The organism is Sulfitobacter sp. BSw21498 (assembly GCF_006064855.1).
In the GTDB taxonomy this organism is placed as follows: domain Bacteria; phylum Pseudomonadota; class Alphaproteobacteria; order Rhodobacterales; family Rhodobacteraceae; genus Sulfitobacter.
On the sequence record NZ_CP040753.1, the window covers coordinates 1,743,793 to 1,764,287 of the forward strand.

Here is a 20,495-nt window from a genome sequence, read left to right on the forward strand (position 1 = left end):
TTTAGCGATGCTGACCCTTGGACAACGCTAAAGGAACGGCCACTCGGAATCAAAAATTGACGAGCAATTTTCATCCTCGAGCGACCACTTCGGTTTAATCAGCGCTTGCGGTTTCGTCTCGCAGCATAGCGGCGGTCCCGTTCTGCCTTGCGCTCCGCTTCACGGGTTTCTGGTTGAGCTAGCGCTTGCTCGACAGTCTCAGAAAGTTCCGTTTTAAGGGCTGCCTCGTGCACTTCGGCCTGCTCTTCCTCGCGCTTGGCAATCTCAGCCTGTTGCCGCTCGCGGGCTTCTTTTTCCTGTAGCAACTTTGTCGCCTTGGCCTGTCGCGCAGACTTGCGGGCAGCAGCGGCTTCGTCTCTTTGAGCATTCTTCGCCAGTCGCTCCGGATCAACGGCTGCAGCTTTGAAACGTTCAAGTTTATTTTGTTTGGCTTCGGAAGCGTTCTTGAGACGTCCGTCAAAGCGATCTAGATCGGTCTTCTTCATATATTTTTTTGGCTCGTGTTTGTGTGGTTCAGTAATAAAATAGGATTGTAGGCTTCATCAATGCAATGGCCATCTGAGGTATTATCGGACGAGCCTAGCTGGATTTTCTCCAAAGCACACGTTGAGATCATGCATTGCATTGATAGGGCGCACTTTGTGATCGCCTGACGTCATACTGAATACAGTTGAAAGGTCATGCAGAATAAACGGCTTGCGAATAGATCGGGCCACCGCTTAGAAATCCGAAAGCGGGCGCATCGTCTCCGACCCGCCCGCCATTATCTGTCAGAATTACCCCCTAAAGGGAAAGCCTTAAGCCAAGGCTAGATTGGCTGCGCTTTCACGACCATCGCGGCCGGACTCAATATCGAATGTAACTTTCTGGTCATCACTCAACGAAGTGAGCCCTGCGCGCTCGACCGCTGAGATGTGCACAAACACATCATTGCTACCACCCTCAGGGGCGATAAAACCAAAACCTTTAGTAGAGTTGAACCATTTTACGGTGCCATTAGCCATCGTAATTCTCCTTAAAAACACTGCCCGCGAAATGCGGCAGTTCGGCTAGTCAGTGCAGGATCGTATCACTGAGCCGTAAGGAGCAGAAAAATCGATAGAGATAACGTAACAGTATTAAGTATATTCCTCTTTATCCAAGGATGCAAGTTCTATTCGCAGGTCTCGAACAAGGAAACGATGCCGCCCCAGTTTGCTGCTCCGGCGTCGTGGCCAGCGAACAGCCCGTTTTTTTTCGCGGTTCAGAGCTATGCGACGAATCGCGCGTTCGACGGCATTGCTGTCCATCTTGATGCGGCCGTCAGTCAGCAACAGGCGCAGACCACCCCACTATTTTATGATGTACTTGAGCGCCTCGACCAGACCTCCATGCAGAGCGTGACCAAAAGCCGTATTCCGCCGATTGTGTCGACCGATACGTACGGCGCATAGCTGGCCTTGGGCCAGTCTATTCAGGCTGTAGCACGGCCTCCCCGAAAGCAGACGATGGTCAATCCCGCAGCATTTCAAGAGCCCAAATGGCAGCCAAGCTGACTTTGCTGCCGCTCACCACAAAGTTGGGTGATAGCGATGCAAAAAACCAGATGATCCAAACTCTCTCGTAGTTCAAGCCGCCTTTGGACCCTAGTTTCCTGACGACGGACGCCGCTAAAAGACAGTGCAAACAGTTTTTATATACCCCAGGGGCAGAGCACTTCGATCTGGCGGCGACCAAGTTTGTTCAATGTTTCGATGTTATCTAAATAAATTTTCTCGGGCTCCAAAACGTGAGCTAGGACTTTAGTCATCTGATCTTGACGCAGAAGATGTATGGTTGGATAGGGTGAGCGATTAGTAAAGTTGCTAAGGTCGTCTACAGCCACACCCTCAAATTGATATTGAGGGTGAAATGATGCCAATTGCACATGCTCTGTCAGGTCTGCTTGCTCCAATAGGCTCTGAAACCAGTCGAGCAAATCGAGGTAATCACTGAACTCTTCTAGGCCTTGGGTAAACATGAGCAAGCTCGTGGAAATGTCATTTTCGTTGGCCCCAAGCAGGCGCTGTAATTCAGTCAGATAGAACTGCTGCAGTTGTGCATCGGTGGTCGCATCACATACGGCATAATACACTTGGTCTCGGGCGATGACGCTAGAGGAAAAAGGGCATAAATTTAATCCTACGACCATTTGGTCAAGCCATCGACGGGTGTTTTTAACCACGTCTTGATGAGCTATTGATAGCGTCTTTAGGTCAAACTTAGTGATACGACAGGTCCTCTCTTGTTTGACAAACATAATGCATATTCTGCCCCAATTTCCAATGTGTTTGCAAAAGCCAAAAAAATCGACGCGGTGCAGTCACAACCATCAATTGTGTCATTTTGCCCTTCGCCACTGGCAGTCGGCCTATAGCCGGCCTTGAAACCGATCTCCGAATGCTACGCCGGCAGCCCGCATTACTAACATTCGTGCAAGACGCTGCATTCACCCACCCAACTGAGTGCGCATCGCTTGATAAACGACCGCTGTAGCTACGTTTGCCAAGTTGAGCGACCGTACACGTGTATCAAGCATCGGTAAATTGAATACGCGGTCATTCATGCCATCCAAGATGGCAGGCGGCAGGCCCGCAGATTCACACCCGAAAACCAAATAAGAATTCGGTTGATAGTCCGGAGTATAAAAAGTCTGAGCGCCGTGTTCTTCGAAAAAGTAGAGATCATCGCGCGATGGTTTTCGGTCCCCTAAAAAGCTTTGCCAACTGTCATATTCAGTAAGATTAACATGCTTCCAGTAATCCGTTCCGGCCCGCCGCACTGACTTTTCGTCAAGAGAAAACCCATAGGGCTTGATCAGGATAAGCTCCAGATCCAACGCGACGCAGGTCCGCCCGATAGCACCGGTATTGTACGGAATTTCAGGCGTCACCAACACCATCTTCATGCGCAGCTCAGACATAGGGTGTGCGTGCTTTCTAAATCACGGGCGCAGGATCGGGCCATCGTTAGCGTCCTCTTAGCCTGATCACCGAACCTTTCACAACGCCAACTTTGCCGCCCAAACGCGGCATTCTGGGCTCTCAACTGATGTTGAATGCAGGGCAACATCCGACAAGAGGCTCCGCCGGACCAGATCAGGGACGGCCCTGTGACGTGGTCCTGCAAAACTGGACAGCGTGCTAAGATTTATCCCGTCTGACGTCAGCGCCTATGGGTCCAAATCGGGTCATTTGCTAAGTGAGGGTTTGTTGCTCATCGTAGCCACCGAGAGGCGGACGATGAGAAAGACAACGAAAAGCCCCAGCGAGAAGATTGTCAAGGATATCAAGCGCGCGCGCCGCTGCCCGGCAGTCGATACGCAGTACCGATGAGAGGGGCGCAAGCATTATTCATCAGAAGAGAAGATCAGGATCGTGTTGGATGCCCTACGTGGCCGACCGAATGCGTCAGGGTGACCGAGACGGGCGGGGAAACCTATCGCTTGCTACGCTCATGCGGTTCACCGGCTGGTTTCTCGAGGTGTGTCTCGACCAAGTAAAATTTATGGACGAACTTCTGGATATTGGAGTTATGGCCGACCGGCTCACGCGATATGCCGCTGAGCAGAACTTCCGCGCGGTAGTCGCTGAGCTCTTGCGTGCAGTTCTGACCTGCGGCCATGTTGGGCCAAGGAGATATTGCCGTCATCCTCGGGGTCGCGCCCAACACAGCCAGAGCTGTGATCAAAGCGCTGACGGAGAATGGCATTTTGGGGTCCGAGACAGCCCAGTCAGACTTAGAGTTACGTTTTCCGAGCCATACCCATGTGGTGCTTTTTCCGGACCTTATCGAAGGCTCACAGAGTGACTAGAACGGCCCAACGCCGACCTTTAGCATAGGATTGCGATGCCGCAGTGCGGCCCATTCATCGCAACCCCAAAATTGGGAGACGGATGAAATCACGCAACGCGGAGGACGCTGCCCTTCAGGTTTGTATCGCCAAACTGGCATTTGCGGATCACCCTCGCCCACTGTTGTCGTTTCGTACGAAACGGCACATGCTGGGTCCAAAGAACTATGGAGAGTAGAATGGCAGCACTTGCAGAGAGAACAGCCTATTCGTATCGAGAGGATCCAGCCGTTCCTGCCTTCGACGACAGTGGCCAAATAGCGGTCATGGACGGCGACTGCGCACTTTGCTCCTGGGGTGCGCGCACAATCGCGAAACTGGATAAAGCTGGGACGTTCCGCCTCTGCCCCGCCCAGTCGAAAACGGGCGATGCTCTCGTGCGTCATTACGGACTGGATCCGGTGGACCCTGAGACCTGGCTCTTTATTGAAGACGGGCAAGCATGGTCCGGTATGGAAGCGATCATCCGGATTGGCGAGCGCTTGGGTGGTGCAGCAAGGCTCGCCAGCCTGTTACGCGTTCTCCCGCGAGGGCTCCGCGAATGGATATATCGCCGGATAGCGCACAATCGGTATCGCTTCGGCAAGTCTGACATGTGCGCTACGCCCGACGATAAGCTGCGCCGAAGACTGATGACCTGAGCATTCCGAGCGATCTACGCCATGCGTTCAAAGGACAAATCTCGGCCCAAAGCCGCCTCTGGTCGGTCTTTTCAGCGCTGCGCTACAGCCTTCGATTGCAGTCATTCGTGCATCGCGTAGTACTATCGGTGGGCGATCGCGCGTCGTGCGCCAGATGTCTAACGCTATCGCCGAGCTCACAAACGGCCCGCTTTTGGCAAGCGACGAGCCATAAGCTGACTTTGCGGGGCAAACGGTGGGCTAATCCCGTGATCTTCTGACACAGCCGCCGATGCGTTTCGGTGCGGCAGGCTGACGCAATTGTGTACAAGGCGTGATCACGAGATGTTCTATGCTGGCGGTACTTTCTTATCCGGAGCTTCTGCTATGACCCGAAATCTCTTCCCGCCCAAGCGCTCCTTCGGACCGTGGCGCTCCTTCTTGCAGGTGCTTGCCGCGCTGCCCCTGCTGGCCGCCGCACCAGCCACGGCGCAGGTGAACCCTTTTGACGCCGCGTGGCCCAACACGGATTTCTCGCGCCTTGCCATTGACCTCGGCGAGGTCGTCTCTGGCGGGCCGCCGCGCGATGGTATCCCGGCGATCCTCGACCCCAGCTTCATCCGAGCTTCCGAGGAGACGCGGCTCGAAGACCGCGAACCTGTGATGACCTACCTGTCCGACGACGGCGCGGCCCGTGCCTATCCAATCCGCTACTTGATGTGGCACGAGATCGTGAACGACGTGGTGGATGGTCAACCGATCACCGTCACCTTCTGCCCGCTCTGTAACACTGGAATGGTTTTCGACGGGCGGGTTAGCGGACGCACGCTGACCTTCGGCGTCTCCGGGCTGCTACGCCATTCGGACATGATCATGTACGACCAACAGACAGAGAGCTGGTGGCAGCAGGCACTGGGAGAAGGTATCGCAGGTGAGATGACAGGACGCACTTTGATTCAGCTTCCAGCCTGGATGGAAAGCTGGGCGGCGTTCCGCGACGCGCATCCAAACGGGCTTGTGCTCGACGAGCCGGACTGGCGAAGGGCCTATGGCACGAACCCTTATCGCAACTACGATACATCCCGGCCTTTCCTCTATTCGGGCGAGGACCCGCCGCACGGCATTCCACCTCTGGAACGTGTGGTCCGGGTCGGTAACCAGGCATGGCCGCTAACGCGCCTGTCCCGTGAACGCATAGTCAAAGAGGGGGGGCTGACATTGAGTTGGGCCGAGGGGCAGGCCTCCGCGCTCGATACCGGAAACATTGGTCAGGGGCGCGAGGTGGGTAATGTCCGTGTCCGCGATGCCCAGGGCCGGGATGTGGCGCATGACATCCCCTTCGCTTTCGCGTTTCACGCCTTCCACCCCGAGGGCCGTTGGATGCTCAGGGACTAAACGGGCCTTTGCTGCCGTTCGCGAGGGTACTCGGATGCCGCGCCAGCAGCCCGAATTGCGGACATTCGTGCAGAGCGCAGCATTTCTACCGACTTCAACTCACACTGTGCGGACAAAGCTGCCGTTAGCACGGCTCCTTGAATGACCGCTTTGAAATAAAAGATGCACGAGACCTGTTTGGAACCAGAAGCGACTTGATGGAGATGTCAAATCTTCGGAGTAAGTCGGCAGGCAGATGAAAATTAGTTTCGGAGCGATTGGCTCAAAATTAAGCTACATATGGTCAACAGACCGTTCTAAGCGCCAATCATCATGTCAGCCACGTTTTCTGCAATCATCATCGTTGGCGCGTTTGTGTTTCCTGCAATGATCGATGGCATGACGGACGCATCGACAGCCCGCAGGCCATGGACGCCTCGAACACGGCCCTCAGGGTCAACAACCGAAGCGGTGTCCATCCCCATACGGCAGGTGCCAACAGGATGGTAAATGGTTTCGGCGCGCGCCCGAATATCGGCTATGAGGTCCGCGTCTGACTGCACACTTTTCCCTGGAAATACCTCTGATTTTAGATGGCCAGCGATTGCGGGTGCCGCCATCACGCGGCGCGCGATCTTCAACCCGGCCAGCAAAACTTCTATGTCGTCGGGGTGGCTGAGGTAATTGGGCTCGATACGGGCGGGGGTCAACGCGCCGGGGCCCGATAATGTCACCTGACCACGGCTTTTGGGCAAAAGATCGCAGACATGCAGTGTGACACCGTAGCCCCAAGATGTGTTGCGCCCATGATCGCGCAGGTAGGCCGGAATGAAACGGAATTGCAGGTTTGGCCTGTCGAGTGACGGTGACCTGCCCCCCGAGGCTCCCTCATTCATAGTGAGAGTTTGCAGGTTTGGATTTCATATTCTTCATCGTCATTTTGGGCAAGCGCGTCGTGTGCGGTGCCCTCAAATTGCTCAAGCGCACGGCGCGCTTCAGCAGGTGCTTGGTTTCCGAGTGATGAGTGCGGTCTGACGTTGTTGTAATCGTATCGCCAGAGAGCCAGCTTGCGGCGAGCATCATCCAAGGTGTCGAAGATCTCCTCGTTGAGCAGCTCGTCGCGCAGGCTGCCGTTGAAGCTTTCGATGAAGGCATTCTGCTGCGGTTTGCCCGGATCGATATAATGCCAATCAACATCGTTATCGCCAGCCCACTTCAGGATCGCACGACTGGTGAACTCTGTGCCGTTATCACTGACGATACAGGCAGGCTTTCCATAAACGCGCACAAGCGCATCTAACTCGCGTGCCACCCTCGCACCTGAGATGCTGGTATCGGCCATCAGGCACAGGTTCTCACGGCAGCAGTCGTCATTCACTGCCAGCATGCGGAACTTGCGCCCCTCTCATGGTTTGTAAACAAACCACTGCCGGGCAGCGGATGCGCCGAACGTATCAGACACAAAATCCAACGACCAACGCTCGCCTGGGCGCAAAGCCACAGGCATAGGTGTCCGCGATCCACGCGCACGTTTACGGCCTCTGCGCCGCCTGACACCCAGCTTTTCCTCGGTGTAGAGACGATACAGCTTCTTGTGGTTCATAATCATGCCTTTGCGTTCCAACAGCACGCCAATCCGGCGATAGCCGTACCGACGCCGTTTGCTGGCAATCGCCTTCATCTCTTCGCGAACTTCAGGATTATCCGGCGGCTTGTCGCGCCGAACGGTCTTGGGATCGACACCCGTTGCCCGGCAACACATGCTCGCATGTGTGAGAGGGACCAGCCTGCACGCACGACGTTGCGAGATATCATGATCCCGCATCACCTTGCGTGCTACAGCCCGTCGCACATTCGGTGTCGTCAGCTCTTTCCCAGCAAATCCTTCAGAACAACGTTATCGAGCATCGTATCGGCCAGCAGACGCTTCAGCTTCGCGTTCTCATCTTCCAGCGATTTAAGCCGGTGGGTGTCTGACACGTTCACTCTCGGGACATTGCTGCGCAATACCCTGCCGTGCAACGCATGCCGCCATACTTGGCTTTGAGCTTGTAAAACGACGCCGGGCTCAGGACATGCCTACGACACACCTCTGCCGTCGGCATCCCAGCTTCCTGTTCTTTGATCATCCCGATTATTTGGGCTTCGGTAAATCGGCTCTGTCGCATTTGTTTGCTCCTTCAAAGGTTGAGCAAACTCTACATTAAACTGAGGGAAGTTTCGGGGGGCAGGTCACCGGCAATCGAAAGTTCACCATGGCGACAAAGATCGACGCCTATTTTTGTGATCCTCAGTCACCTTGGCAAAGAGGGAGTAATGAAAACACCAATCGACTTCTTCGCCAATACTTCCCTCAGACCTGCAAAGCAGCGTGATACGAAGGCCACGTCCTTTGCGTTGTCGCCAAGACGTAGCGCTTTGGCCCGATCAGCGACTTGCCGGCCCAGACCTACGGCCTCAGTTGCCAGATCATCCATGTTCGGCTTGTTGCAAAGTACGTTCATTGACGGGATACCCCTTGGTTGATTGTCATTTACTGAAACGACCGGGATGGTCGCCTCTTCAAGACAGCCGGCTTTGAATGGCCGACTTGAGGGGGTTCACGCGACTTGCGAAATCTTTTGTGATGCTTCGCATAGGATGTCGCTGACAGGTTCATTTTCAGCGATCAACCGCAAAAGTGCATCCAGCTTCTCGGAGAGAAGACAGCATTCGCCTACGAACGCGGAGGCGGGATTGATCTGAGCAAAGAGGCCGCTCTCAATCCGATCCGGATCGCTAACACGCTCCAGCGTCAGCAGCCGATGGAAGTCTACAAGCTGGCTGCTTTGCGCCCTTGTCAGCCGTCGTGTGTGACACATGGTCTCACAAAGCAGGAACACGCGGGCACTGGCGGCCGAGCCGCCGAGTTTGTGTGCAGTTTCAGCCAAAGCTCGCCCGTGATCGTGAAGGAACCCACGAACTGGTCTCAGGTTAGCGCAAGACTGCTTGGTGATTTTCTGATGGTAAGTCATGGGTTTCATCCCGTAGTAACGCTGCGCCAAGGTGGCAGCTTCAAGACGCCCAATTTCTCCTTTCCAAAGGCGATCTGGCCAGGCCCGCTGTAGCAGCAGCTGGGTCTATCGGTCTGGCTCATGTTGATGTTTGTATTGTTTCGGCCTCACCGGAGTTTGCGGATCTGCGCGGCCTCAAAGAAATGCACGTGCAAGATCTGGAAATCAGGTGGCGCTGGGTCTTACCTTAAAATGCAAAGTTGGTCGCCATTCCCAGCTAATCTTGGACGCCCCTTAATACTGGATCGCCTTGCGCCATGCATGAGCGAGCCGTGCACTGTCCGGCCCTGCCCGATGTGGTGCCGGACTCCGCTCAAGTGCCTCATACAGCATGTCGAGCGCAAAGCCCGAAAAGCTGGCAAAGGACACGCGGTGATAATCCTCGATGGTGGGTATCGCGGGCTGCGCACCGGCTTTCATCATTCGGGACAGCCAGCGTGTTTCAAATTCCGGAGCATCAGACACCAGAACTCTGTCTCCCAAATTCTGAAGTAGCTCACCTACAACATTGTCGGCAGTCGGTGCATCCTCAAGCTCCTCAAACGCGATGCCATGGACCGCCGCACTCTGAGGTGCCCAATCGGAAAGATCCCAATCATGTGCAGGTCGGATCAACGTGCTCCACGTCAGCACTTCGCCGGCTTCCAGCCAAGAAAGTCCAATTTCAATCGGCCAGCTTTCCTCTGAAAGGCTGGACGCCTCAAAGTCCAGCGTAGCGAATTTCTCAATGTCAGGTTTTATCCTCATAGTGTGACCTACCTTTCGAAAATGCCTTCATGTCCGCGTGAAGCTTCCGTTTAGCTTCGATGCAATCCACGCAATCGGTGTCTTACATTGCCCATTTTTTCGGGTCGGCGCGGTCTCACTGTGAGGACTGCGCACGAACTGAAAACACGGTGAGGTAGGAGATTACAATTTGACTGAATTTGATGCTGCGGCTTCGAAAACCCGCGACCTACTATCCCGCTTTTCGCCAATTTGGATCGGTAGACACTGCGAAATCGTTAGCAGATCAAAAATTAGCGCCGCCACGCGTGGTCATTCCGTTGATTTCGGCCGAAATATTCCATTCGGCCAAAATCTTTTTAATTCAGTGCGTTGCAACCCCACGGCAAAACTTACCCCGCTTCATGGCAAACCAAATGGGGGGTTTTGGCATAACTACGCCCGTCCCGACACGACAACACATTGAGCCTCATATCACCCGCACTTGCTGTGACCGCAGCTGCCGCAGGTCATACAGCCTTCGACCATGCGTAGGTCGTATTGGCCGCAGCTGCTGCAGGCTTTGCCACGCGGAGCGTCAAGGCCGACGACCTTAGCCTGTGGGTCAGACTTGAGCCCCTGCCCTTCACCGGCGATAAAACCGGTTGCGATCAGGTGTTGTTCGATCACGCCACCGATAGCGGCCAGCATCGACGGGATATACTTGCCGCGCAGCCAGGCCCCGCCGCGCGGATCAAAGACGGCCTTCAGCTCCTCGACGACAAAGGAAACATCCCCGCCACGGCGGAACACGGCCGAGATCATGCGTGTCAGCGCGACGGTCCAGGCAAAATGCTCCATGTTTTTGGAGTTGATGAACACTTCGAACGGACGACGGTGGCCCCCGATCACCACATCATTGATGGTGATATACAGCGCGTGCTCGCTGTCGGGCCATTTGATCTTGTAAGTGGACCCTTCCAGCTCTTCGGGGCGGTCCAGCGGGTCGGACATATAGACGACTTCACCGCCCTCTTCCGACGTGGCCTGCGCTGCAATTTCGCCGGGCGCTGTGTCGGCGCTTTCAGAGACGGACAGAACCGATCCGGTGACATCGTTGGGGCGGTAGGTCGTGCAGCCTTTGCAGCCTTGATCCCACGCCGCCATATAGACATCCTTGAACGCGTCAAAGCTGATGTCTTCGGGGCAGTTGATGGTTTTCGAGATACTGCTGTCGACCCACTTCTGCGCCGCGGCCTGCATTTTGACGTGGTCCAAGGGGGCCAATGTCTGGGCGTTGACGAAATAGTCGGGCAACGGCGTGTCACCCTTCAGATCGCGCCACATTTGCACAGCGTAATCAACGACTTCTTCTTCGGTGCGGCTGCCGTCTTTTTGCAAAACCTTGCGTGTGTAGGCATAGGCAAACACCGGTTCGATCCCCGAGCTGACATTGCCCGCATAGAGGCTGATGGTGCCAGTGGGCGCGATAGAGGTCAAAAGCGCGTTGCGGATGCCGTTTTCAGCGATGGCATCGCGCACATCATCATCCATCTGCTGCATGGTGCCCGACGCCAGATAGGCATCCGCTTCGAACAGCGGGAATGCGCCCTTTTCTTTCGCCAGATCAACCGATGCAAGATACGCAGCCCGCGCAATCGCCTTGAGCCAGGCTTCGGTCTGATCTGCCGCTTCGTCCGAACCATAGCGCAGCCCAACCATCAGCAGCGCGTCCGCCAGACCGGTCACGCCCAGACCGATGCGGCGCTTGGCTTTTGCTTCGGCCTGTTGTTCGTCGAGGGGGAATTTCGACACATCGACGACGTTATCCATCATGCGCACAGCAGTCGCGACCAGCTTGTTCAGTGCCTCGACGTCCAGCTGAGGGTTGTCGCCAAACGGATCGGACACCATCCGCGCCATATTGATCGACCCCAAAAGACATGCGCCATAGGGCGGCAAAGGCTGCTCGCCACAGGGGTTTGTGGCGGCGATGGTTTCGCAATAGCTCAGGTTGTTGGCTTCGTTGATGCGGTCGATAAAGATCACACCGGGTTCGGCGAACTCATAGGTTGCCTTCATGATCCGGTTCCACAGATCACGCGCCTGAACGGTGCGGTACACTTTGCCGTTGAACAGCAGATCCCAGCTGGCATCTGCCTTGACCGCATCCATGAAGGGGTCGGTGATCAGCACCGACATGTTGAACATACGCAAGCGCGCAGGGTCGGATTTTGCGGAGATGAAATCTTCGACATCGGGGTGGTCGCAGCGCATCGTGGCCATCATCGCGCCGCGGCGTGAACCGGCGGACATGATCGTCCGGCACATCGCATCCCACACATCCATAAAGCTCAGCGGGCCGGAGGCGTCAGCGGAGACCCCCAAAACATCCGCGCCACGGGGACGAATGGTCGAGAAATCATAGCCGATCCCGCCGCCCTGCTGCATGGTAACCGCGGCTTCTTTAAGCATGTCAAAGATGCCGGCCATGCTGTCGGGCACGGTACCCATGACGAAACAGTTGAACAATGTCACGCGGCGCGCGGTGCCGGCACCTGCAGTGATCCGTCCAGCGGGAAGAAATTTGAAATCCTCCAGCGCCTCATAGAACGCCTCTTCCCATTTTTCAGGTGCGTCTTCGATCTGCGCGAGATCGCGGGCAATGCGCCGCCAGCTGTCTTCGACCGTTACATCGCGCGGCGTGCCATCCGCATCTTTAAAACGGTATTTCATGTCCCAAATCTGTTCGGCAATGGGGGCGGCAAATCGTGACATATTCGATTCCTTGAGAGCTGTTTGGGAAGGTGTTCACCATACCCCAAATCAAAGCGCAAGCACAACAGGTTGAAGCCGACGCCCTAACGTCTACATTATGTCGTGTCCGGAGCATGCGGATGCAGGAGGATTCTGTGAAAAATCATATTAATCTCATCAAGTTGTCGGTAGGCACCGAAACCGTCGATGATCTAGCTGCATGGCAGGAAAAAAAACAGGCGCGGACCAGCGACGGTTTTCCCCGTCACGTGACTCGCATGTGGCCCAAGCGCGAACCCGAAATTCTGAACGGCGGGTCAATTTTCTGGGTGATCAAAGGCGTCATCCAGTGCCGCCAGAAAATCCTGCGTCTGGAAGAGGCTTCGGGCGCGGACGGCGTACGGCGTTGCGCGATTGTACTTGATCCAAAGATTATCCGCGTTCAGGGCAGTCTCAAACGTCCATTTCAAGGCTGGCGATACCTCGCCCCTCAAGATGCCCTAGCCGACCTGCCCGAGGGCCGCGAACACGAAGAGCCCCTGCCCACAGAGCTGAACCGCGCCCTGGCCGAGATTGGCGTACTTTAACCGTACCCCTTGCACCCGCAGCCCCCGCGGGATTTGAGTTTACTTGGCAAAATGAAGCAGGGCTGCGCGTGCCGCTTCATTTTGCCCTTAAACTCCCGCCGGAGGCGCATCTGCAAGATGCCGCGCGTCAGCGCGTTAGGACAGCCGCGCCAGCAGGGCGGTCATCGTGGCGCGATCAGCGTCATCCATATCCGCCATCCGACTGCGCCAAAGTGTCGCCTGCGACCGCAAAATCATCCCATCGGACAGAATCTTGAGGTGGTTGGCGCGCAGGGTCTCCCCGCTTGAGGTGATATCGGCAATCGCCTCTGCGGTTTCGTTCTTTATCGTGCCCTCTGTCGCGCCCTGGCTGTCTACCAGCGCGTAATCCGCAACGCCTGTGCTGCGCAGGAACTCCCGCACCAGACGGTGGTATTTTGTGGCAATACGCAAACGGAACCCGTGTTTGTCGCGGAACGCCGAGGCAGCGGCATCCAGATCGTCGAGCGTATCGACATCGACCCAGACTTGCGGCACCGCGATGATCAGGTCCGCATGCCCAAACGCAAGTTCATCCACCGGCGCAACAAGCTGATCCCACAACGCCAGTTTCTCTTGCACCAGATCCGTGCCGGTGACGCCCAGATGGATGCGCCCTGCGGCCAGTTCGCGGGGAATTTCACCCGCAGACAGCAAGATCAGCGACACGCCGTCTATCCCTTCGACAGCACCCGCGTATTCACGTTCGGATCCCGTGCGCTGCAAGGTGATCCCCCGTGCGGCGAACCATTCAAAGGTCTTTTCCATCAGACGCCCCTTGGAGGGCACACCGAGTTTGATCGTCATTGACCTGCCTCCAGTTCCAGCATCAGACCGGGGCGCATCACGCCGCCGACCGCGGGGATTTCACCACCCTGCCCCAAACGACGGGTCAGCGCATCATAGCGCCCGCCCGTAGCGATCGTGGGCAAATCTGGCCGCGTTGCGGCGCGGAAGCCGAAAACGAAACCGTCATAATACTCCATCGATACGCGGCCAAAGCTGGCTTCGAACATCAGGTTATCGGTATCGACACCGCGTGCGGCCAGCGCCTTTTCCCGTGCGGCAACACGGTCCACCGCGTCAGAGATGGCGGGCATGTCGACGGCAAGGTCATGCAGTTGGCTGATCGCATTAGGCATGGTTTCCCGCACATCCAGCAACGCCAGTAACAAGGACACCTGCGTGCGCGACAGCGCCGGTTCGGCGGCGTCGGCACGCAGGGCCGCGATGCGGGTTTCGATCTCGTCCAAGCTGCGCAGTCCGATCAGCGGCGCGGTGATCGCACCGTCACTGGCCAGCAAAGCGGCACGCGATGCAGGCATCGGCGTTTTACCAGCATAGCGGTCGAGCAGCGCACGGAACCGGCGGGGCCGCCAGATGTGGCGCATCAACGCCGCCTTGCGCGAAGCCGATGTATCGAGCCCCGCAACCGCAGCCATCAGGATACCGATATCCCCCGTCACCGCCGTGACCGGCAACTCCGACAATGCGCCTTGGATCAGGGCAAAGACTTCGGCATCGGCCGCTGCGGGATCGCCGCGGTCAAAGACTTCGTAGCCGGCCTGGATATATTCGTTGGCACGGTTGGGGTCACGTTCCTGACGGCGGAACACTTCGCCCGCGTAGGTATAGCGTGCCGGGTCCGCGCCATGCGCCATATGCATTTGCACCACTGGCAAGGTATAATCGGGGCGCAGCATCTGTTCGCCCCGCATCGCGTCCGACGTCACGTACGCACGCGCGCGGATGTCTTCGCCGTAGAGATCGAGCAGGGTTTCGGCAGGCTGCAAGATCGGCGGCTCAACCACCACTGCCCCCTGCGCCTCGAACAAGGCGCGCAGGCTCGCGGCCTTGGCAAGGATTTCGGATCGGGTCGCCATCAGCGGTTCAGCTCCAGTATTTCGCGCACTTTGGCGACAAGGTCACCACGCGCCACTTCATATTGGCTCGGGCGGTCTTTCCATTCCTCGAGCGTCGCGCTTTCAGCAATTTTAGCGCCCAGGATAAGGTCCTTGATCTGGATCATACCCTTGTCGAATTCATCCCCGCCCGCGATCACCGCTACCGGGCTGGCACGGCGGTCTGCGTATTTCAGCTGGTTACCGAAGTTTTTGGGGTTACCCAGATAGACCTCGGCGCGGATGCCTGCCTGCCGCAGTTCAGCGACCATCGCCTGATAATCGGACATGCGGTCCTTTTCCATCACGGTAACCACCACCGGCCCTTCGGCCTGCGCTGACATCCGGCCTTTGGCCTGCAAGGCCGCCAGTAGACGGTCGACACCGATAGACACACCCGTTGCAGGGACTTCCTGTCCGGTAAAACGTTTGACCAGATCATCGTAGCGCCCCCCGCCCGCGACAGAGCCAAAGTTGCGCACGCGCCCTTTATCATCCTTGATCTCGAAGGTCAGCTCCGCCTCGAAAACCGGACCGGTGTAATAGCCAAGACCGCGCACAACGGATGGGTCAATCTCTACGCGGTCAGAGCCGTACCCACCGGCCGCCATCAGATCGGCGATGGTTTCCAGCTCGTCTACGCCTTGCGCCCCTGTGGCAGAACCCGCGACCAGTTCACGCAGCCGCGCGACGGTTTCGGCACCGGTGTCGCGCTTGGCCTGCATAAAGCCCATGACAACATCGGCTTGTGTATCTGTCAGGCCCGCCCCATCGGTGAAATCACCGCTGTCGTCCTTGCGGCCCGCGCCCAACAATGCGCGCACGCCGTCCAGACCCAGCCGGTCAAGCTTGTCGATCGCACGCAACACGATGCCGCGTTCGTGGGCGAAAAGATCAGGGTTGGCGGGGTCCAGCACGCCTGCGACTTCCATCACACCGTTCAAGACCTTGCGGTTGTTCACGCGCACGATGTAATCGCCGCGCTCAATCCCAACTTCTTCCAGACAATCCGCCAGCATTGCGCAGATCTCCGCATCCGCTGCAACGGAAGGTGCCCCGACAGTATCGGCATCGCACTGATAAAACTGGCGGAACCGGCCCGGACCCGGCTTTTCGTTGCGCCAGACCGGTCCCATCGCATAGCGGCGATAGGGCGTGGGCAGATCGTTGCGGTGTTGGGCATAGACCCGCGCCAGCGGTGCGGTCAGGTCATAGCGCAGGGCCAGCCAGTCGCCGGGCTTGTCGGCCTCGGCATCCTCTTGCCACGCAAACACACCTTCGTTGGGGCGGTCCACATCGGGAAGGAACTTGCCCAAAGCCTGCACCGTCTCCACGCCGGAGCTTTCCAATGCGTCAAACCCGTAGCGATGATAGACCTGCGCAATCTTGTGCAGCATCTCTGCGCGCTGCGTGACTTCTGCACCGAAATAATCACGAAATCCCTTTGGCGCTTCGGCTTTGGGGCGGGGAGTCTTTTTTGGCTTGGCCATTGGATCACATCCTGTGGGCTAAATATCGCGCTTCGCGTCTAGCCCAACCCCCCGCTAAGGGCAAGCGACGCGGCCCCGCGCTGTCCAGACCTGCGCACGCATCCCCCCTTATCTAACGCAGCGCAACCTGTTAGGAGGGCGGCAAATGCGCAAGCTGAGAAGGTGCCCTCATGGATAAGCTCGAAGAACAAATGGCCCATCTGATCCGCACGGTGGATGACCTGTCCGATGTCGTTGCCCGTCAGGAGAACGAGATCGCAATGCTGACGCGGCGGGTCCATATGCTGATGCAGCGCGAAGGTGAACGCGAGGCGTCAGGCTCCGAAGGCGTCGTTATCGGGAACGAACGTCCGCCGCACTACTGATCTGGGGCTACGGGCGGCGCAGGACAGCTGCCGTCGTGCCAGATGGCCGCCATCAGATTTCCTCGACCTCCATCACGCCGGTCAATGACCGGATTGCGCCCTTGATCTTGGGGGTGACGGGGTATTCGGCACAGAGGTCTACTTCGACCTCGCCGGGCAACGTCGGGTCCATCAGGCAGAGTTGCACCGGCCCCTTGCCCGCGCTGCGCGCCGAAGATCGCGCACCTGCCAAGACATCGGCGACCGCTTGAATCGCCCCTGCGTCCTCCACAAAGATGCGCAGCCCCATATTGCCCGCATCCTCGACCACCGTGTCGATCGGCACCACAGACCGGCCCAGCAGTTTCAGCTGGTCGCTTTCCATTGTGGCCTCGACCATGACCACAACCTTTGATCCGGTTTCAAGGTGATCACGCGCCAGTTCCAGCGTGTCCGAAAATAATGTCACCTCGTACGCGCCTGTCGGGTCCGACAGCTGTGCAAAGGCAAAGCGATTGCCGCGCGCCGATTTACGTTCCTGCCGTCCGGCGACGATCCCGGCCAAACGGGCGTTCATCGCGCCTTTGATCGACACTTTTGCAGTTAGCTCGTCCAGCGTCAGAAACGGCACCCCGCCGGTGGCGGATTTACGCTTCATCGGCCCCATGTAGTCATCCAGCGGGTGGCCCGACAGATAAAAGCCGATGGCTTTGAATTCTTCGGTCAGTCGTTCAGCGGCCTCCCAGTCATCGCACGGCACGATACGCGGCTCGGGCAGATCATCGCCCGCCTCGCCAAACAGAGACACCTGATTAGAGGCCTTCTGTTCGTGGATCGCGGCAGAGTAGCTGACCAAACCGTCCAGCGATTGCCAGACACGACGGCGATTATTGTCCAGCTGATCAAACGCACCAGACCGCGCCAACATTTCAAGCGGGCGTTTGCCCACCCGTTTCAGATCAACCCGCCGCGCCAGATCGAACAATGTGGCAAAGGGCTTGTCGACACCGTCAATCTTGCGGCCTTCGGTGATCAGCTTCATCGCCTCGACACCGACGTTCTTCAACGCCCCCAAGGCATAGACCAACGCGCCCTCGACCACTTTGAACGTCGCATCACTGCGGTTCACGCAAGGCGGCACCCACGGCAGTTCAAGCCGCTTGCGGACCTCTTCGAAATAGACAGCCAGCTTATCCGTCAGGTGGATATCGCAGTTCATCACACCAGCCATGAATTCGACAGGATGGTTCGCCTTGAGCCAGGCCGTCTGATAACTGACCACGGCATAGGCCGCAGCGTGGGATTTATTGAAACCGTAGTTGGCGAATTTTTCCAACAGGTCGAAAACTTCCGACGCTTTCTTTTTATCGACGCCGTTGGCCATCGCGCCTTTTTCGAACTTGGGGCGTTCCTTGGCCATTTCCTCGGCGATCTTTTTACCCATCGCACGGCGCAACAGGTCAGCGCCGCCAAGGCTGTAGCCCGCCATGACCTGCGCGATCTGCATAACCTGTTCTTGGTAAACGATGATCCCTTGGGTTTCCTCTAGGATGTGGTCAATCGACGGATGCACAGATTCCCGCTCGCGCTGGCCGTTTTTGACCTCGCAATAGGTGGGGATATTCTCCATCGGGCCGGGACGGTACAGGGCCACAAGAGCCACGATATCCTCGATGCAGGTCGGTTTCATCCGTTTGAGGGCATCCATCATGCCGCTGGATTCCACCTGGAACACCGCGACCGTCTTGGCGCTGGCATAAAGCTTGTAGGATGCCTCGTCGTCCAACGGGATCGTAGCGATATCGTCGATCAAGCCTTCGGGCGGCGCAAACAGCTCTGTCCCGTCAGCGGCCACATGCAAATGACGGCCCGAAGACTTGATCTGGTCTACCGCGTTCTGGATGACGGTCAGGGTCTTGAGACCCAAGAAATCGAACTTGACCAAACCGGCCTGTTCGACCCATTTCATGTTGAACTGCGTCGCGGGCATGTCGGAGCGCGGATCCTGATACAGCGGCACCAGCGCGTCCAGCGGCCGGTCCCCGATCACAACCCCCGCCGCGTGTGTCGATGCGTTGCGCAACAGCCCCTCGACCTGCTGGCCATAGTTCAGCAGCCGCGCGACGACCTCTTCGTTCTTGGCCTCTTCGCGCAAGCGTGGTTCATCCGCCAAAGCCTTTTCGATGCTGACGGGCTTCACGCCTTCGACCGGAATCATCTTGGACAGACGATCCACCTGCCCATAGGGCATCTGCAACACCCGCCCGATGTCGCGCACCGCCGCCTTGGACAAAAGCGCACCAAAGGTGATGATCTGCCCTACTTTGTCGCGCCCGTATTTGCGCTGCACATATTGGATCACCTCTTCACGACGATCCATGCAAAAGTCGATGTCAAAGTCAGGCATCGATACCCGTTCGGGGTTCAGGAACCGTTCAAACAGCAGTTGATAGCGCAGCGGATCAAGGTCGGTGATGGTCAGCGCATAGGCCACCAGACTGCCCGCCCCCGAGCCCCGCCCCGGCCCGACGGGAATATTGTTGTCCTTGGCCCATTTGATAAAATCCGCAACGATCAAGAAGTAGCCGGGGAACCCCATGCCCTCGATGATGCCCAGTTCAAAATCCAGCCGCTTTTCATAGTCTTCGACGCTGGTGGCATGGGGGATCACCTTAAGTCGGTTCTTCAGCCCCTCATGCGCCTGCCGCTTCAGTTCTTCGATCTCGTTATCCGCGAATTTCGGCAGGATCGGATCACGACGATAGGCCATAAAGGCGCAGCGTTTGGCGATCTCGACCGTGTTGTCGATGGCTTCGGGCAGATCGGCAAACAGCGTCACCATCTCGGCCTGCGACTTGAAATAATGCTGCGCCGTCAGCCGGCGGCGTTCGTGCTGCTGGTCGACATAGGCGCCGTCCGCGATACAGATCAACGCATCATGGGCCTCGTACATATCGGCCTTGGGGAAATAGACGTCATTCGTCGCGACCAGCGGAATACCCATAGCATAGGCCAGCTCGACAAAGCCGCGTTCGGTCAGCTGTTCGGCCAGCGGTTGGCCGTCCTCGCCGGGGTGGCGTTGCAACTCGACATACAGCCGGTCCGCAAATGCCCCGTGCAACCGCGCCATCAGCGCCTCGGCGGCAGGGCGCTGCCCGCCTTGCAACAACTGCCCCACAGGCCCGCCCGCGCCGCCGGTCAGACAGATCAGCCCGCTGTTCAGCGCCTCCAGCTCCTCCAGCGTGACCTGCGGCAGCGCACCGCCCTTGTCGATATACAGACAAGAGTTCAGCTTCATCAGATTCTCATAGCCGACCTCGGATTGGGCCAGCAACACCACAGGGGCCGGATCGCGCGGCTTTTCACCCGGCTGCACCGTCACATAGGCCAGATCAACCTGACACCCGATGATCGGCTGCACCCCGGCACCGCCCATAGCGACCGAATATTCCAACGCGGCGAACATGTTGTTGGTGTCGGTCAGTGCCATTGCGGGCATACCGGCACTCTTGCACAGATCAGGCAGCTTTTTCAGCCGCAACGCCCCTTCCAACAACGAATATTCGGAGTGCGTGCGCAGGTGAATGAATCGGGGTGCTTGTGCCATAGCGCCAACTTACCCAAGCCCACCCGCAGTCACCAGACCCACCGGTGCCACGTGCGCAGTTTTCCGGCAATACCACGCACGACCAAGTCCTTATCCCACGAAATCTCTTGCCAAGCCCCCTCGCCCCCGCCTAGCCTCGCTGAACATTTGCCCGCGCCGCGTTCTACG

17 protein-coding genes and 2 pseudogenes are annotated in these 20,495 nt (G+C 57.4%); 4 read left to right on the forward strand and 15 right to left on the reverse strand.

The features are described from left to right. Nucleotides 1–98: 98 nt before the first annotated feature. The 6 genes and pseudogenes from E5180_RS08525 to E5180_RS08550 form a co-directional block, all read right to left on the reverse strand. On the reverse strand, nt 99–485 hold the full coding sequence (locus tag E5180_RS08525; protein WP_138924002.1) for a DUF6481 family protein: 387 nt from the start codon (nt 483–485) through the stop codon (nt 99–101). A gap of 312 nt (nt 486–797) precedes the next feature. Further along, the gene (locus tag E5180_RS08530; protein ID WP_138924003.1) at nt 798–1,004 is read right to left on the reverse strand and encodes a cold-shock protein; all 207 of its coding nucleotides are present in this window, start codon (nt 1,002–1,004) and stop codon (nt 798–800) included. Nucleotides 1,005–1,156: 152 nt separating this feature from the next. Further along, nucleotides 1,157–1,331, reverse strand: a pseudogene (locus E5180_RS08535) (IS66 family transposase); the annotation flags it as partial. A 341-nt stretch (nt 1,332–1,672) separates the two neighbouring features. Then, nucleotides 1,673–2,203, reverse strand: coding sequence for a DUF1415 domain-containing protein (locus E5180_RS08540; protein ID WP_254700437.1), 531 nt, complete (start codon nt 2,201–2,203; stop codon nt 1,673–1,675). Nucleotides 2,204–2,467: 264 nt separating this feature from the next. After that, entirely contained in the window at nt 2,468–2,941 is a 474-nt protein-coding gene (locus E5180_RS08545; protein ID WP_138924004.1) for a tRNA (cytidine(34)-2'-O)-methyltransferase, read from the reverse strand. 515 nt (nt 2,942–3,456) lie between these two features. Continuing rightward, nucleotides 3,457–3,729: a hypothetical protein gene (locus E5180_RS08550; RefSeq protein WP_138924005.1), complete on the reverse strand. Its 273-nt coding sequence runs from the start codon at nt 3,727–3,729 to the stop codon at nt 3,457–3,459. Nucleotides 3,730–4,050: 321 nt separating this feature from the next. On the opposite strand from E5180_RS08550, the gene E5180_RS08555 reads away from it, so the two are divergent. Together E5180_RS08555 and E5180_RS08560 are read left to right on the forward strand one after the other, a co-directional pair. Beyond that, on the forward strand, nt 4,051–4,512 hold the full coding sequence (locus tag E5180_RS08555) for a thiol-disulfide oxidoreductase DCC family protein (RefSeq protein ID WP_138924006.1): 462 nt from the start codon (nt 4,051–4,053) through the stop codon (nt 4,510–4,512). 366 nt (nt 4,513–4,878) lie between these two features. Beyond that, a complete protein-coding gene (locus E5180_RS08560) occupies nt 4,879–5,886 on the forward strand; it encodes a DUF3179 domain-containing protein (protein ID WP_138924007.1) in 1,008 nt (335 codons plus the stop codon). 296 nt (nt 5,887–6,182) lie between these two features. On the opposite strand, the gene E5180_RS08565 is transcribed toward E5180_RS08560, so the two are convergent. From E5180_RS08565 to E5180_RS08590, 5 genes and pseudogenes are all read right to left on the reverse strand, one after another. Then, on the reverse strand, nt 6,183–6,761 hold the full coding sequence (locus tag E5180_RS08565; protein WP_138924008.1) for a GMC family oxidoreductase: 579 nt from the start codon (nt 6,759–6,761) through the stop codon (nt 6,183–6,185). Next, a pseudogene (locus tag E5180_RS08570) lies at nt 6,758–8,033 on the reverse strand (IS3 family transposase). Before E5180_RS08570 ends, E5180_RS08565 begins: the two are co-directional and overlap by 4 nt. Nucleotides 8,034–8,465: 432 nt before the next feature. Further along, nucleotides 8,466–8,888 carry a hypothetical protein gene (locus tag E5180_RS08580; protein WP_206338715.1) on the reverse strand — a complete coding sequence of 141 codons (423 nt, stop codon included), beginning with the start codon at nt 8,886–8,888 and terminating at the stop codon, nt 8,466–8,468. Nucleotides 8,889–9,152: 264 nt separating this feature from the next. Further along, nucleotides 9,153–9,665 carry a 3'-5' exonuclease gene (locus E5180_RS08585; RefSeq protein WP_138924010.1) on the reverse strand — a complete coding sequence of 171 codons (513 nt, stop codon included), beginning with the start codon at nt 9,663–9,665 and terminating at the stop codon, nt 9,153–9,155. Nucleotides 9,666–10,118: 453 nt separating this feature from the next. Then, on the reverse strand, nt 10,119–12,401 hold the full coding sequence (locus E5180_RS08590) for an adenosylcobalamin-dependent ribonucleoside-diphosphate reductase (protein ID WP_138924011.1): 2,283 nt from the start codon (nt 12,399–12,401) through the stop codon (nt 10,119–10,121). A gap of 134 nt (nt 12,402–12,535) precedes the next feature. On the opposite strand from E5180_RS08590, the gene E5180_RS08595 reads away from it, so the two are divergent. Beyond that, the gene (locus E5180_RS08595) at nt 12,536–12,967 is read left to right on the forward strand and encodes a DUF1489 family protein (RefSeq protein ID WP_138924012.1); all 432 of its coding nucleotides are present in this window, start codon (nt 12,536–12,538) and stop codon (nt 12,965–12,967) included. A gap of 135 nt (nt 12,968–13,102) precedes the next feature. On the opposite strand, the gene hisG is transcribed toward E5180_RS08595, so the two are convergent. The 3 genes from hisG to hisS are packed head-to-tail and all read right to left on the reverse strand — an operon-like array spanning nt 13,103 to nt 16,376. After that, entirely contained in the window at nt 13,103–13,792 is a 690-nt protein-coding gene (hisG, locus tag E5180_RS08600) for an ATP phosphoribosyltransferase (RefSeq protein WP_138924013.1), read from the reverse strand. Then, the gene (locus E5180_RS08605) at nt 13,789–14,868 is read right to left on the reverse strand and encodes an ATP phosphoribosyltransferase regulatory subunit (protein ID WP_138924014.1); all 1,080 of its coding nucleotides are present in this window, start codon (nt 14,866–14,868) and stop codon (nt 13,789–13,791) included. The genes hisG and E5180_RS08605 overlap by 4 nt, the downstream gene beginning before the upstream one ends. After that, nucleotides 14,868–16,376: a histidine--tRNA ligase gene (gene hisS, locus E5180_RS08610; RefSeq protein ID WP_138924015.1), complete on the reverse strand. Its 1,509-nt coding sequence runs from the start codon at nt 16,374–16,376 to the stop codon at nt 14,868–14,870. The genes E5180_RS08605 and hisS overlap by 1 nt, the downstream gene beginning before the upstream one ends. A gap of 170 nt (nt 16,377–16,546) precedes the next feature. Between hisS and E5180_RS08615 the strand changes: the two genes are divergently transcribed. Further along, nucleotides 16,547–16,741 carry a SlyX family protein gene (locus E5180_RS08615; protein WP_138924016.1) on the forward strand — a complete coding sequence of 65 codons (195 nt, stop codon included), beginning with the start codon at nt 16,547–16,549 and terminating at the stop codon, nt 16,739–16,741. A 52-nt stretch (nt 16,742–16,793) separates the two neighbouring features. On the opposite strand, the gene dnaE is transcribed toward E5180_RS08615, so the two are convergent. Further along, on the reverse strand, nt 16,794–20,327 hold the full coding sequence (dnaE, locus tag E5180_RS08620) for a DNA polymerase III subunit alpha (protein WP_138924017.1): 3,534 nt from the start codon (nt 20,325–20,327) through the stop codon (nt 16,794–16,796). Between the last annotated feature and the right edge of the window lie 168 nt (nt 20,328–20,495).